11 protein-coding genes and 1 pseudogene are annotated in these 13640 nt (G+C 41.9%); 3 read left to right on the forward strand and 9 right to left on the reverse strand.

All coding sequences use genetic code 11. From position 1 onward, the window contains the following. Positions 1-122 precede the first annotated feature (122 nt). The 6 genes and pseudogenes from BVU_RS02260 to tig all read right to left on the reverse strand — a co-directional run. Positions 123-1538 (reverse strand): annotated as a pseudogene (locus BVU_RS02260) (BT4734/BF3469 family protein); the annotation flags it as partial. Positions 1539-1857: 319 nt separating this feature from the next. Continuing rightward, positions 1858-2079, reverse strand: coding sequence for a hypothetical protein (locus BVU_RS22120; RefSeq protein ID WP_016271405.1), 222 nt, complete (start codon positions 2077-2079; stop codon positions 1858-1860). A 136-nt stretch (positions 2080-2215) separates the two neighbouring features. Beyond that, positions 2216-4396 carry a DNA helicase RecQ gene (gene recQ, locus BVU_RS02265; protein WP_005840213.1) on the reverse strand — a complete coding sequence of 727 codons (2181 nt, stop codon included), beginning with the start codon at positions 4394-4396 and terminating at the stop codon, positions 2216-2218. Between the two features lie 157 nt (positions 4397-4553). Beyond that, the gene (clpX, locus tag BVU_RS02270) at positions 4554-5804 is read right to left on the reverse strand and encodes an ATP-dependent Clp protease ATP-binding subunit ClpX (protein WP_005840215.1); all 1251 of its coding nucleotides are present in this window, start codon (positions 5802-5804) and stop codon (positions 4554-4556) included. Positions 5805-5927: 123 nt separating this feature from the next. After that, positions 5928-6599, reverse strand: coding sequence for an ATP-dependent Clp endopeptidase proteolytic subunit ClpP (clpP, locus tag BVU_RS02275; RefSeq protein WP_005840217.1), 672 nt, complete (start codon positions 6597-6599; stop codon positions 5928-5930). A 180-nt stretch (positions 6600-6779) separates the two neighbouring features. Next, the gene (gene tig / locus BVU_RS02280; RefSeq protein ID WP_005840219.1) at positions 6780-8135 is read right to left on the reverse strand and encodes a trigger factor; all 1356 of its coding nucleotides are present in this window, start codon (positions 8133-8135) and stop codon (positions 6780-6782) included. 381 nt (positions 8136-8516) lie between these two features. On the opposite strand from tig, the gene BVU_RS02285 reads away from it, so the two are divergent. Continuing rightward, positions 8517-8762: an RNA recognition motif domain-containing protein gene (locus BVU_RS02285; RefSeq protein WP_005840220.1), complete on the forward strand. Its 246-nt coding sequence runs from the start codon at positions 8517-8519 to the stop codon at positions 8760-8762. A gap of 76 nt (positions 8763-8838) precedes the next feature. Here BVU_RS02285 and lptB read toward each other — a convergent pair whose 3' ends face one another. Beyond that, complete coding sequence (gene lptB, locus BVU_RS02290; protein WP_005852797.1) at positions 8839-9660, reverse strand: LPS export ABC transporter ATP-binding protein; 822 nt, start codon at positions 9658-9660, stop codon at positions 8839-8841. Positions 9661-9788: 128 nt separating this feature from the next. On the opposite strand from lptB, the gene BVU_RS02295 reads away from it, so the two are divergent. Together BVU_RS02295 and BVU_RS02300 are read left to right on the forward strand one after the other, a co-directional pair. Further along, positions 9789-10532, forward strand: coding sequence for an MlaE family ABC transporter permease (locus BVU_RS02295; RefSeq protein ID WP_032935144.1), 744 nt, complete (start codon positions 9789-9791; stop codon positions 10530-10532). Further along, the gene (locus tag BVU_RS02300; RefSeq protein WP_005840227.1) at positions 10529-11293 is read left to right on the forward strand and encodes an ABC transporter ATP-binding protein; all 765 of its coding nucleotides are present in this window, start codon (positions 10529-10531) and stop codon (positions 11291-11293) included. The genes BVU_RS02295 and BVU_RS02300 overlap by 4 nt, the downstream gene beginning before the upstream one ends. Before the next feature lie 78 nt (positions 11294-11371). Here the strand turns inward: BVU_RS02300 and der are convergent, their stop codons facing one another. Both der and era read right to left on the reverse strand, forming a co-directional pair. Next, positions 11372-12685, reverse strand: a complete 1314-nt coding sequence (gene der, locus BVU_RS02305) for a ribosome biogenesis GTPase Der (RefSeq protein ID WP_005840228.1) — start codon at positions 12683-12685, stop codon at positions 11372-11374. Positions 12686-12718: 33 nt separating this feature from the next. Then, complete coding sequence (gene era / locus BVU_RS02310; RefSeq protein WP_005840230.1) at positions 12719-13600, reverse strand: GTPase Era; 882 nt, start codon at positions 13598-13600, stop codon at positions 12719-12721. Positions 13601-13640: the final 40 nt, after the last annotated feature.

A 13640-nucleotide genomic window follows, 5' to 3' on the forward strand; every position in this document is an offset into this window, starting at 1 on the left:
AGTTTCACATATCCAACTGTATTCAATATTACAGAGAAATCAAAATGAGAATACACTCTATATCTCATAACATTCTGTATTTCTTTATTTTAAGCAAGGTATAACTTTAAAAAGTCAAATAAGGTGGACTTGCGCGTTCCCTGCGCTCCCACCAGCAGGGGCGAAACACTGTTGGCATAGCGCTTGTCCATCCCCCGCCAATGAGCCACCATGTTCAGAAACCAGCGATGGAACAATTCGGGCCAATGCGGATTGTCACAAGGTACGGTCTGCGCCAACGGACGGATGCGGTCGCGTCCGTCCCACTCCGGAAGGTTGAACAAAAAATCCTCCAGCGGATTATACACCGGCACACGATTGGAATACACATAGCGGCTGATATCCCTGTCCCACAGGGGGATACCTTCGGCCTGTGCATCCAGGGCGATGCTGTTCAGCGCACGCTTGTCCACCGGCTGAAAGCGGAAGCAGAAGGAATGCCGCTCGCGGAACTCCGCCTCTCCGGTCTGCACGTTAAAGCGAAATTCATAACGTCTTTTCATAAACTCGGCAATGAGGACCGACAATTGCTGCTCACGGCTCAAAGCGCATTTGCTTCCGAAATCCTGACGCCGGCTGTACACATTCCGCACCACCTGACGCACCAGTTCCAACGGTTTGCGTACAAAATGACGGAAACGCGCCCTGCTGACCACCGCTTCCTCCGGAATGCCCGACCGGAAACAGTTCAACGCCAGTTGCGAAAGAAGGGTATCCCAGCTATAGGAGGACTTTTCATCGGCCGGATCGGGCTTATCCAAATCAATGTAAGCCTGCCTCAAGGCCGCCTCGAACAGCATGGAGAGCGCATCTGCCGTTTCATAACTCCCCAAGGCACGTTCCAAAGGACGCTGGCCGGAGACAGCAGGTTCGGTATGCAAGGCCATTTCATCGGGCATCCCCATAGGCTGTGACAGGTAGAACTGCACGGAGTCCGGCCGGTAAAGCACATCGGGGTCATAGGAAAGGCGTGAATATTGTTCCAGGAAAGGTTCCTTGGGACGGATATCGAATGACAACTGGGGCTGGTAGCACTTCACCGCCATGATGTAGGCATGAGCATGAAACGCTTCCGCCTCCGCACGGGTAAGGGGCAGCGTATTGTCGGGTCGGGTGAAAGCCACCAGGATTTTCACCGAATGTCCGCTGGCGCCCATAAAGGCGCACCGCGTCTGCGGCAACTTCCATGCCTCCCGTTTCACCTGCTCCACTTCCGCCCTGCCCGCCAAGGGGCCTACGGTCAGTTCCACCAATCCGTTATAAGCCTTCATGCACTGTCCGCCCTCCGTCTTGCGGAACTCGGCGGCAGGCATCATCTTGGGCAGTTTGTCCGCCGCCTCGCAATGGTCGCCGGGGAGGACATGGCGCAACTGGCTTCTGAACATGGTGACGGGACAGGTTTTCACTTCCTCTTTCATTCTCTCTACCCATGCATCCAGTGTAAGAGTGCTCTGGGTTACATGGTTTCCGCCGTCGCGTACCTGGGTAATCTTTATCATTTATCGTGTATTTATTCGTTTTTTCCAATCTATAAAGATACGGATAAAATCGGGAAACAAAGCAATATACAGGAAGGTTTCTTTCAAAAAAAAGGACGCGAAGGGTACAGGAATTTCCGATAGGGAGGTGAAGCGGAAAGATATTGAAGGAATGCATTCGCGACAGGTATAATCCAGACCATTATATGCTATGATACAATGTATTGCACCATTTGGAACAATGAGTTTTTCTAATAGAAACCATTAATTCTAGCGCATGGTACAACCTGTCTTTACATATAGGAATAAATTGTTCCACTGATAGGAATAATTTGTTCCATTAGCATGAAACTATTTGTTCCACTGGACGGAACAAACTATTCCACTGGGTGAAACTACCCACATCATGCATGTAAAAAGAGGCTGTAGCATATGTGCAAGATTGACAAAAGTCTGTCACCGTATCCGTCACGCTATCCGTCACCATCGCAACACGTTGTAATTCAAGCGCATAAACTGCTGTGTGACAGATGTGACGGATGTGACAGTTTAGATTTCTCATAATACCAAATTTAAGGTTTATGCAAATACAACGGATATTTTCTCCCGAAACAAGAATATGCTATAAAAACATATGAAAAGCCGGACAAACATCTCTGTCGCCCGGCTTTTTTATTATCAAAACAATCAAAGAAGCATCAATTTGCCATTTCAGAAATAAACTTGATGCGGACCAACCGGATTTCATCCTCCGTATAGTCATCACCCAATTCATCCATCGCGTCATCTATTTTGTCTGTTGTAGACTCCTTGAAGTAATCATAAATATCGTTCAAATGGTCTTCATCCATAATTTCCTCCAGGAAGTAATCAATATTCAGCTTGGTTCCTGAATAAACAATAGCCTCCACTTCATCCAATAATTCACCGAACTCCAACCCCTTTGACACTGCAATGTCGTCCAAGGCTACCTTCCGGTCAATAGCCTGAATGATGGATACCTTCAGTTTGGATTTATTGGCCACCGTACGGACACGCAAATCCTCCGGACGCTCTATTTCATTTTCCTCACAATGCTTCTTTATCAATACACAGAACTCCTGGCCATAACGTTTTGCCTTTCCGGCACCTACGCCCGGAATATTCTGCAATTCTTCCAAAGTCACCGGATAAATGGTAGCCATCGCCTCCAAAGAAGGATCCTGGAAAATAACATACGGCGGCACATCCAGTTTCTTGGACAGCTTCTTACGCAAATCCTTCAACATAGAGTAAAGCACGGGGTCTACTGCACAAGAGGCACCTCCCCGAACCGGAGTTTCTTCTTCCTCCTCCTCAAAATCATTGTCTTCAACAATCTTGAAGGATTTCGGTTTTTTCAAGAATTTATGTCCTTCAGGGGTAACCTTCAACAGACCGTAATTCTCTACGTCTTTACTTAAATAACCCGCTATCAAAGCCTGACGAATGACAGCATTCCACATTTTTTCTTCTTCTCCCATGCCTGAACCGAATACTTCCAGTTCTTCATGTTTATGAGCAAGTACTTCTGACGTTTCCTTACCCAAAAGAATATCAATTATATAATCTGCTTTAAAGTTTTCTTTCACTGCTATGATTGCTTCAATCACAGCGCATAATGAATCCTGAGCCTCCACTTGCTTTTTAGGATTTAAACAGTTATCACAATTTCCACAATTCTCCTCTGTATATTCTTCCCCAAAATAATGTAACAATGATTTACGACGGCATATAGAAGACTCTGCGTATGCAGCTGTTTCCAACAGCAACTGTTTACCGATTTCCTGCTCTGCCACGGGCTTTCCCTGCATAAACTTCTCCAGCTTCTGCAAGTCCTTGTTGGAATAGAACGTAATACACTGACCTTCCCCTCCGTCACGACCGGCTCTCCCCGTTTCCTGATAATAACCTTCCAGACTTTTCGGAATATCATAATGTATCACAAAGCGCACATCGGGCTTATCAATTCCCATTCCAAAAGCGATGGTAGCTACAATCACATCTATATCCTCTTTCAGGAACCCGTCTTGATTGGCTGTGCGTGTAGCAGAATCCATTCCGGCATGATAAGCACGCGCATTGATTCCGTTAGCTTGAAGCACTTCGGCCAATTCTTCCACCTTCTTACGGCTCAAACAGTAGATAATACCTGATTTACCAGGATTAGCCTTGATAAACTTGATAATATCCCTGTCAATATTATTTGTCTTCGAGCGCACTTCATAATACAGGTTCGGGCGATTGAAAGAGGACTTGAACTCCTGCGCATCCTGCATACCCAGATTTTTTTGAATATCCATACGCACTTTCGGAGTTGCAGTAGCAGTAAGGGCAATCACCGGCGCCTTTCCTATTTCATTAATAATAGGACGGATGCGACGGTACTCCGGACGGAAGTCATGCCCCCATTCCGAAATACAGTGTGCTTCATCCACCGCATAAAATGAGATCTTCACTCCTTTCAGGAAATCTACATTCTCCTCCTTTGTCAAGGATTCGGGAGCTACGTAGAGCAATTTGGTTTTGCCGCTCAGGATATCCGATTTAACCTGGTCTATAGCCGATTTGTTCAATGACGAATTTATAAAGTGTGCTACTCCGTCTTCCTCACTGAAATTACGCATGGCATCCACCTGATTCTTCATCAATGCAATTAAAGGAGATATAACGATTGCTGTTCCATCCATGATAAGGGATGGCAACTGATAGCATAACGATTTACCACCGCCCGTAGGCATCAAAACAAATGTATCATTTCCGGCAAGCAGATTACGGATAATCGCTTCCTGATTACCTTTGAAAGTATCAAATCCAAAATACTTTTTTAATGCGTCCGTTAAATTTATATTCTCCGTCATTGTATCAATAGTTTTTCACGGTTTTCCCGATTTCTTGTTTTACATCTTTTGTTGCCTAACAAAGTTATAAACAAGTTCTCAAATTACACGAATATTTCGGGTAATATTTTTCAGAAGAATTGCATTTTTTCTTTCTCTCTCCCTTTATATCTTGATACTAAGCTGTTTGCATTCGCGAAATATTTGCCTTTCCCATCTGCTGTTTTGCAAAATCAAGTGTCACTTCGTACTTTTTCGCTTTCTGAGAGGGAATTTCAAACATAACGTCCATCATGATCGTTTCCACAATGGAACGTAATCCGCGTGCTCCTAACTTATACTCAATAGCTTTGTCTACAATATACTCGAATACTTCGGGTTGAAACTCCAGCTTGACCCCATCCATTTCAAATAATTTAACATACTGTTTGATAATGGAATTCTTCGGTTCCGTCAAGATATTGCGCAAAGCGGTTCTATCCAACGGATTCAGATAAGTCAAGATGGGCAGACGGCCTATGATTTCAGGAATCAGCCCGAATGATTTCAAATCCTGAGGGGCAATATATTGCATCAAGTTGCCGCGATCTATCTTCACCACGTCCTTTGCCGCGCTATAACCTACCACATGCGTATTCAAACGTTGCGCAATTTTGCGTTCAATACCATCAAATGCCCCACCACAAATAAACAGAATGTTTTTCGTATTGACCGGAATCATTTTCTGGTCGGGGTGTTTACGTCCTCCCTGAGGTGGTACATTCACGATAGATCCTTCCAGCAGTTTCAACAGACCTTGTTGTACACCTTCACCACTTACATCACGAGTAATGGAGGGGTTATCTCCTTTACGGGCAATCTTGTCAATCTCATCAATAAATACGATGCCTCTTTCAGCTTCCGCCACATTATAATCCGCTACTTGAAGCAGACGGGTTAAAAGACTCTCAATATCTTCACCCACATATCCGGCCTCTGTCAGCACGGTGGCGTCAACAATGGTAAACGGCACATGCAATAATTTGGCAATAGTGCGTGCCAGCAAGGTTTTTCCCGTTCCCGTACTACCTACCATAATGATATTGGACTTTTCAATCTCTATATCATCCTTATCCACTTTTTGGAGCAGACGCTTGTAATGATTGTAAACGGCAACGGAAAGATAGCGTTTGGCGTCATCCTGACCAATAATGTATTGGTCAAGAAATTCCTTGATTTCCTTTGGCTTCGGAAGTTCCTTCAAGTTCAACTCACCCGGTGCACCTTTTTTTTGATGCATGGCTTCCTGCATAATTTCATATGCCTGCTCCGAGCAACTGTCACAAATGCAGCCGTTCATTCCGGTTATCAGAAATCCGACTTCATTTTCCGAACGTCCGCAGAAACTACATTTCCTTCTACTGTTTCTAGGTGTTTTATTATCTTCCAATGTTTATTCCTTTAAATATCCAAGTTTCCTAATGCGTCTTTAAGAAAGAAGCCTGCATGAAATGATAGCGGAAACCTGGGTTGTTTTTAGTACTGTTATTCTTATCGAATGGAAATAAATACATTATAGAGCAGCCGGTTTGCGTGACAGCACCTCATCAATCATACCATATTCCTTAGCTTCCTGAGCTGTCATCCAGTAGTCACGGTCAGAGTCTGCCCATACTTTGTCAAAATCCGTATGAGAGTGGTCTGCAATAATGGTATACAGTTCTTTCTTCAACTTTTGGATTTCACGGGCCGTGATCTCAATATCCGAAGCTTGTCCTTGCGCGCCTCCCATCGGCTGATGAATCATCACACGTGAATGAGTCAACGCAGAACGTTTACCTTCTGTTCCCGCAACCAACAGCACGGCTGCCATCGAAGCGGCCATACCTGTACAGATCGTGGCAACATCACTATTAATGAACTGCATGGTATCATAAATACCTAATCCGGCGTAAACAGATCCTCCGGGAGAATTGATATAAATAGATATATCTTTACCAGACTCTACTGAGTCCAAATATAAAAGCTGCGCCTGGAGTGTATTGGCTGTATAATCATCAATCTGTGTACCCAGAAAAATAATTCTGTCCATCATCAGTCGGGAAAACACATCCAACTGAGTCACATTCAACTGACGCTCCTCCAAAATGTAAGGATTCAGATATCCTTGCGACTTGATGACATCATCCAGCACCATACTGTTCATCCCCAAATGCTTGGTAGCAAATTTTCTAAAATCATCCATAATCTAATGGTTTAGTTATTAGTAACAAAAAAGGGTTTTCAACCTCTATTTTTCAAACAAACAAAAGTACAAAAAAATACGGTTAACGTATCCAATACTCTTATCTATAACGAAAATTTATGGTCAAAAACCCCTTTTTTAGAAAGTTTTAGCAATCACTTACTTCGACTTACTAAGTTATTATTCAAACATTTTGTTGAATTCTTCCATAGAAACCGTTTTGTGGTTTAAAGTAGCCTTAGCTTTCAATGCGGCAGAAAGTTTGCTTTCAGCTGCACGGTTTACCAAACCTTCTACAGATTCCTGCTTCTTCAACATTTCTTTTGCATAGTTCTCTAGAACTTCTTCAGGGATATTCAACATTCCGTATTGAGCAAACTGAATGCGAGTTGCTTCCTTGGCCATATTCATCACATCGGCTTGTTCCACTTTAATCTCATTATTCTTGAGCAATTGCTCTTTAATCAGATGCCAAGTCAGTTCTTCAATACTCTTGTCATAGTTTTCAGCGACAAAAGCTTCACCCTTCTCTTCATTATTCAGCAACATGATACGCTTCAGTAATGCATCGGGGAATTCCAACTTACCAATCTTATTAACCAAATATTCACGAACATCGATCAAGAATTTATAATCGCTATCTGATTCGAACTGCTTTGCAATTCCTTCTTTGATCTTAGCGCGGAATTCTTCCTCACTGCTTACAGTGCCTTCGCCAAATACATTGTCGAACAATTCCTGGTTCAACTCAGCGGGAACCATACGGGTGATCTCTTCCACCTGGAAGCTGAAGTTACCTTTCACACCGGCAACTTCCTCTTTCTTTATCTTCAATAAAGAAGAAAGTTCAGCTTCATTATTATCAAATGCTACAGCAGGATTAAATACCAGCACATCATTTACTTTAGCACCGTTAAATATAGCCTTTTGCTCATCATTCTTCATATAAGCCGGCATCATTACCGCACCTTCTACCTGAATACCGCCTTCTTTAGTATTTCCATTTTCATCCAATTCAGCCAACAGACCTTTAATCATGTCTTTGTCTTCATACTGCTCTACCTTATCATATTTTGCAGCACGCTGAGTATACATTTTAACCTGCTGTTCTATCAGTTCGTCTGAAACTTCGATAGTATAGTAATCCACTGTATCCGCAGCTGAGATTTCAGCTGTAAATTCAGGAGCCAAAGCGATGTCGAACACAAATTCAAAATCTTCTTGCGTATCGAAATCGATAGGTTTCATCTTTTCTTCATTAGGCAACGGCATACCCAACATATTCACTTTGTTGTCGCGGATATATTCGTTTACCTTTTCCTGCATCATTTTATCAACCTCTTCTACAAGGACAGACTTGCCAAATTGTTTTTTAATCAAACTCATAGGCACCATACCCGGACGGAATCCCGGAATATTAGCTTTCTGACGGTAAGTCTTCAGTGTCTTTTCTACTCTTGCCTGATAATCAGCTTTTTCCAGTTTTAAAGTAAGCAATGCACTCACTTTGTCAACGTTTTGCAATGAAATATTCATTCTGAACTTTATTTATTTAATTATTACTTCTTTCTGTTTTTCACCAAAGAGGTTGCAAAATTAGTGTTTAATCTTTCAATAACCAAATACACAGACTAAAAAATACTAATTGACAGCAGAAAGTATCCATTTAAAATGACTGACTAAGAAACCGATTCAAAAAAAAGAAAAAAAAGTTGTTTTTCTTCTTGCAAATTCAAAATTTATGCGTTCCTTTGTGCCCGACTGGTGATACTAATTATAGCTAGTGATTTTTATTACAAGGTTTTACTTTTGTACGAATAGCACTTACGTAAACTCTCTGTCGTTCGAATCCCCTACTTCATTAATAATCACCACTCAGAGAGTATTTTTTATTTTAATTATTTTTATTTTTTCACTATGAACATGTATGTTGGAAACCTTAACTACCGTGTTAAGGAAGGAGATTTGGAACAAGCAATGGCGGCTTATGGAGTTGTTACTTCTGTAAAAGTTATCAAAGACCGCGAAACAGGTAAATCTAAAGGATTTGCATTTGTTGAAATGGAAAATGACGCAGAAGCAGCCCAGGCCATGAATGAACTGAACGGTTCGGAATTCATGGGACGCCAATTGGTAATCAAGGAAGCAAGACCTAGAGACTAATTACTTATCTGATACAATCAATCAAAAAAAGCTCTGAGCAAATTCAGAGCTTTTTTTATATCCCACATCTCCGGTTTTATACATTTTTTCCCTGCCTGTCCTTTTCCGCCAATTGAAAATCCTTACGGCGAAGCACAAAATTAGTGCCTAGATATTTCTCACGGACAACAGGATTTTCCGCTAGTTCTTCAGGGGTTCCCTGAAACAGAATTTTTCCTTCAAACAACAGATACGCACGGTCGGTCAAGCGCAACGTTTCCAATGCATTATGGTCGGTAATTAAAATACCGATATTTTTATCTTTCAATTTCCATACAATATGCTGGATATCCTCTACGGCAATAGGATCTACTCCTGCAAACGGTTCATCCAACATAATGAACTTAGGGTCGATAGCCAGACAACGCGCAATCTCCGTACGACGACGCTCGCCTCCTGAAAGCTGGTCTCCCAAATTCTTACGTACTTTCTGCAAACGGAACTCGGCAATCAAGCTTTCCAGTTTGTCCTTTTGATATTCCGGAGTAGTATTAGTCAACTCCAGCACAGAGGCAATATTATCCTCCACGCTCATCTTACGAAAAACTGAAGCCTCCTGTGCTAAATATCCAATGCCATTCTGAGCACGCTTATATACAGGATAACTGGTAATATCCAAGTCATTTAGGAATATATGCCCCTCATTCGGCACGATAAGTCCCGTAGTCATATAAAACGAAGTAGTCTTACCGGCACCATTCGGTCCCAACAACCCTACAATCTCTCCCTGCTTCACATCAAAAGAAACATGACTTACTACCGTACGCTTGCCGTATTTCTTCACCAGATTTTCTGTACGAAGTATCATACGGTTGTCATCGGTCACTGTATTTTGTTGTTCTATTTCCTGCTCTGACATATCCATGTATTTTGCGACAAAAATACTAAAAAAGTTTAGGAAACGCATAACAGAACAGAAAATCAGAACTTCTTTTGCATTTATATAGACAAAAAAGGCTACTTTTGCAGGAAATTGTGAAAACTATGATGATAAGACCCATAACAACCGTAGGGAAATATATCATGCTGATGGGGCGTACTTTTGCTCGTCCGGAACGTATGCATATGTTTTTCAAGCAATATCTCAATGAGATGGTACAGTTGGGAGTAAATTCCATCGGTATTGTACTGCTTATTTCTTTTTTCATTGGTGCCGTAATTACCATTCAAATCAAATTAAACATCGAAAGCCCGTGGATGCCCCGTTTTGTGGTAGGCTACACCACCCGCGAAATCATGTTGCTGGAATTCTCCTCCTCCATCATGTGCTTGATCCTGTCAGGAAAGGTAGGTTCTAATATTGCCTCCGAAATAGGAACCATGCGTGTAACCCAACAAATTGATGCATTGGAAATCATGGGGGTCAATTCCGCCGGATACCTTATTCTTCCTAAAATTATAGCTTTGATGACAATGATTCCTTTTTTGGTTATTTTCAGCATATCCTCGGGGATTATTGGTGCCTTTTGCACCTGTTGGTTCGGAGGAGTCATGAATGCCGAGGATCTGGCCTATGGTCTGCAATATAGTTTTCAGGAATGGTTTGTATGGTGCAGTTTTATTAAATCTATCTTTTTCGCTTTCATCATTTCCAGTGTATCTGCTTATTTCGGTTACACGGTAGAAGGAGGTTCTATTGCAGTAGGTAAAGCCAGTACAGATTCTGTAGTAATGAGCAGTGTACTCATTCTATTTTCCGATTTAGTATTAACACAACTTTTAATGGGATGATACAAGTTAAATCATTATATAAATCATTCGAGGGAAAAGACGTATTGGTGGATATCAATGCTACTTTTAACAATGGTAAGACCAATCTGATTATCGGTCAGAGCGGTTCCGGGAAGACGGTATTAATGAAGTGTATCGTCGGTTTGCTGACTCCCGAAAAAGGCGAGATTCTGTATGACGGACGCAACTTCCTCAACATGAATAAAAAAGAAAAAAAGACATTGCGCCGCGAAATGGGAATGATTTTCCAAAGTGCCGCCTTGTTCGACTCTCTTACCGTACTAGAGAATGTAATGTTTCCATTGGATATGTTCTCAAACGATACGTATCGTGACCGCGTAAAACGCGCCCAATTCTGCCTGGACCGTGTGAACCTGATTGAGGCACAAAGCAAATATCCGGGAGAAATCAGTGGTGGTATGCAAAAGCGTGTAGCAATTGCACGTGCCATAGCTTTAAATCCCCAGTATTTGTTTTGTGATGAACCTAATTCCGGCCTGGACCCTAAAACCTCCCTGGTAATTGATGAACTGATTCATGACATAACTACAGAGTATAATATGACCACTATTATCAATACTCACGATATGAATTCCGTTATGGGAATCGGCGACAGTATTCTCTATATTTATCAAGGACATAAGGAATGGGAAGGAACAAAAGATGATGTGTTCACTGCTACCAATGAACGGCTGAATAATTTTATCTTTGCATCTGATCTGCTCCGCAAGGTGAGAGAAGTGGAAGAACATAGAAAATAATGATAAAATGATTAGTGGTTAATAACCAGCGGATATCACGGTGAAACCCATTAACCCACTAATCATTAACCACTATTCTTATTTCTGTCTGATAAAGATATTTATCGGCGTTCCTGACAAATTCCATTTCTCACGTATCTTGTTTTCAAGGAAACGCTTATAAGGCTCTTTCACGTATTGCGGCAAATTAGCAAAGAACACAAAAGAAGGAACCTGTGTGTTTGGCAACTGCGTACAATATTTAATCTTGATATACTTACCTTTATTTGAAGGAGGCGGATAAGCCTCGATCAACGGAAGCATTTCTTCATTCAGACGAGCTGTCGGAATACGGGTAGTACGTGCCTGATATACTTCTTTTGCAGTTTCCAGCACCTTGAAAATACGTTGTTTTGTCAAAGCGGAAGCAAAGATGATAGGAAAATCAACAAACGGTGCCAGACGGGAACGAATGGCTTCCTCATAAGTTTTCATCACTTTGGCATTCTTGTTCTCTACCAAGTCCCATTTGTTCACCACTACCACCAAACCTTTCTGATTACGTTGAATGAGAGAGAAGATATTCAAATCCTGTCCTTCAATGCCGCGGGTGGCATCCAGCATAAGAATACACACATCCGAATTCTCAATAGAACGGATAGAGCGAATGACAGAATAATATTCCAAATCCTCGCTTACCTTATTCTTCTTACGGATACCCGCAGTATCTACCAGATAAAAGTCAAAACCAAACTTTTCATAACGGGTATAAATAGAATCGCGGGTAGTACCTGCAATCTCTGTTACAATATTACGGTCCTCCCCGATAAAGGCATTGATGATAGAAGATTTTCCGGCATTCGGACGTCCTACTACTGCAAAACGAGGGATATCCTCATCCAGCAGTTCTTCACCCTCTTTACTGAATTTACCTACCACCAGATCCAACAATTCCCCTGTACCGCTTCCGCTTAATGCAGAAATACAATAGGGATCACCCAGCCCCAATTTATAAAATTCGGCAGCATTATATTGCAGTTCATTATTATCAGTCTTGTTAGCTACCATAATAACAGGTTTCTTTGTACGCCGCAAAATAGAGGCTACAGCCATATCCAAATCGGTAACCCCGTTCACTACATCCACAACAAACAAGATTACATCCGCTTCATCTATGGCAAGACTTACCTGTTTACGGATCTCTTCCTCAAAAACATCATCCGAGTTTACTACCCATCCACCGGTATCAACGACAGAAAACTCATGTCCCACCCATTCCGACTTGCCATACTGACGGTCGCGGGTAGTTCCTGCCTGCTCGTTTACAATTGCCTGACGAGTTTTGGTCAGACGATTAAAAAGTGTAGACTTTCCCACATTGGGGCGTCCTACGATTGCTACTAAATTTCCCATTTTCTTTCTTGTTTACGGCTATCACAGTCGATTTTAATCCATTTGATACCCAAAGTTCTTTAATTCTTTGTCCGAGCTTCTCCAATCCTTATCAACTTTCACAAAGGTTTCCAGATAAATAGACTTTTGGAAAAAATGTTCCAACGTTTTACGAGCCTCTGTAGCCACCTTCTTCAATGCCCTGCCCTGCTTACCTATAATAATACCTTTTTGCGATTCACGTTCCACATAAATCACAGCATTGATATGGATACTCTTAGCATCTTCCTTAAATTGCTCCACTACCACTTCTACAGAATAAGGAATCTCCTTATCATAATAAAGCAAAATCTTCTCGCGGATAATCTCGGTGACAAAGAAACGCGCCGGTTTGTCTGTCCACTGATCCTTACCGAAATAGGGGGGTGAATCGGGCAGCAATTCCTTGATACGCTTCATTACCGTATCCACATTGAATTTAGAAGTAGCGGAAATCGGAATAATTTCAGCTTGAGGAAGCTGTTCGTGCCACGCTTCCACCAACTTGACCAAGTCTTCCTGATTGGTCAAATCTATTTTATTAATTAACAATAAGACAGGAACCTTGACATTACGGACTTTTTCTATAAAGTCCGCATTTTTATCCGTTTTCTCCACCACATCTGTCACATACAGCAATATATCCGCGTCCACCAATGCCGACTCTGAGAAGTTCAACATAGATTCCTGTAACTTGTAGTTTGGCTTCACTACTCCCGGAGTGTCCGAGAATACAATCTGCATATCGTCCGTATTCAAGATTCCCATGATACGATGACGAGTTGTCTGCGACTTGAACGTTGCAATAGAAATACGTTCCCCCACCAGCAAATTCATCAGTGTCGACTTGCCTACGTTGGGGTTTCCTACTATGTTTACAAATCCTGCCTTATGCATAATTCTTTCATTTTATTGGTTACAGACAAAAAAACGCATC

This window comes from Phocaeicola vulgatus ATCC 8482 (genome assembly GCF_000012825.1).
GTDB classification, from domain to species: Bacteria; Bacteroidota; Bacteroidia; order Bacteroidales; family Bacteroidaceae; genus Phocaeicola; species Phocaeicola vulgatus.

Coding starts and splice junctions, on each gene's coding strand:
- tig (WP_005840219.1), bottom strand. CDS start 8,135: ATGAATATTTCATTGCAAAACGTTGACAAAGTGAGTGCATTGCTTACT.
- era (WP_005840230.1), bottom strand. CDS start 13,600: ATGCATAAGGCAGGATTTGTAAACATAGTAGGAAACCCCAACGTAGGC.
- BVU_RS22120 (WP_016271405.1), bottom strand. CDS start 2,079: ATGAGAAATCTAAACTGTCACATCCGTCACATCTGTCACACAGCAGTT.
- der (WP_005840228.1), bottom strand. CDS start 12,685: ATGGGAAATTTAGTAGCAATCGTAGGACGCCCCAATGTGGGAAAGTCT.
- BVU_RS02285 (WP_005840220.1), top strand. CDS start 8,517: ATGAACATGTATGTTGGAAACCTTAACTACCGTGTTAAGGAAGGAGAT.
- recQ (WP_005840213.1), bottom strand. CDS start 4,396: ATGACGGAGAATATAAATTTAACGGACGCATTAAAAAAGTATTTTGGA.
- BVU_RS02300 (WP_005840227.1), top strand. CDS start 10,529: ATGATACAAGTTAAATCATTATATAAATCATTCGAGGGAAAAGACGTA.
- BVU_RS02295 (WP_032935144.1), top strand. CDS start 9,789: ATGATAAGACCCATAACAACCGTAGGGAAATATATCATGCTGATGGGG.
- lptB (WP_005852797.1), bottom strand. CDS start 9,660: ATGTCAGAGCAGGAAATAGAACAACAAAATACAGTGACCGATGACAAC.
- clpP (WP_005840217.1), bottom strand. CDS start 6,599: ATGGATGATTTTAGAAAATTTGCTACCAAGCATTTGGGGATGAACAGT.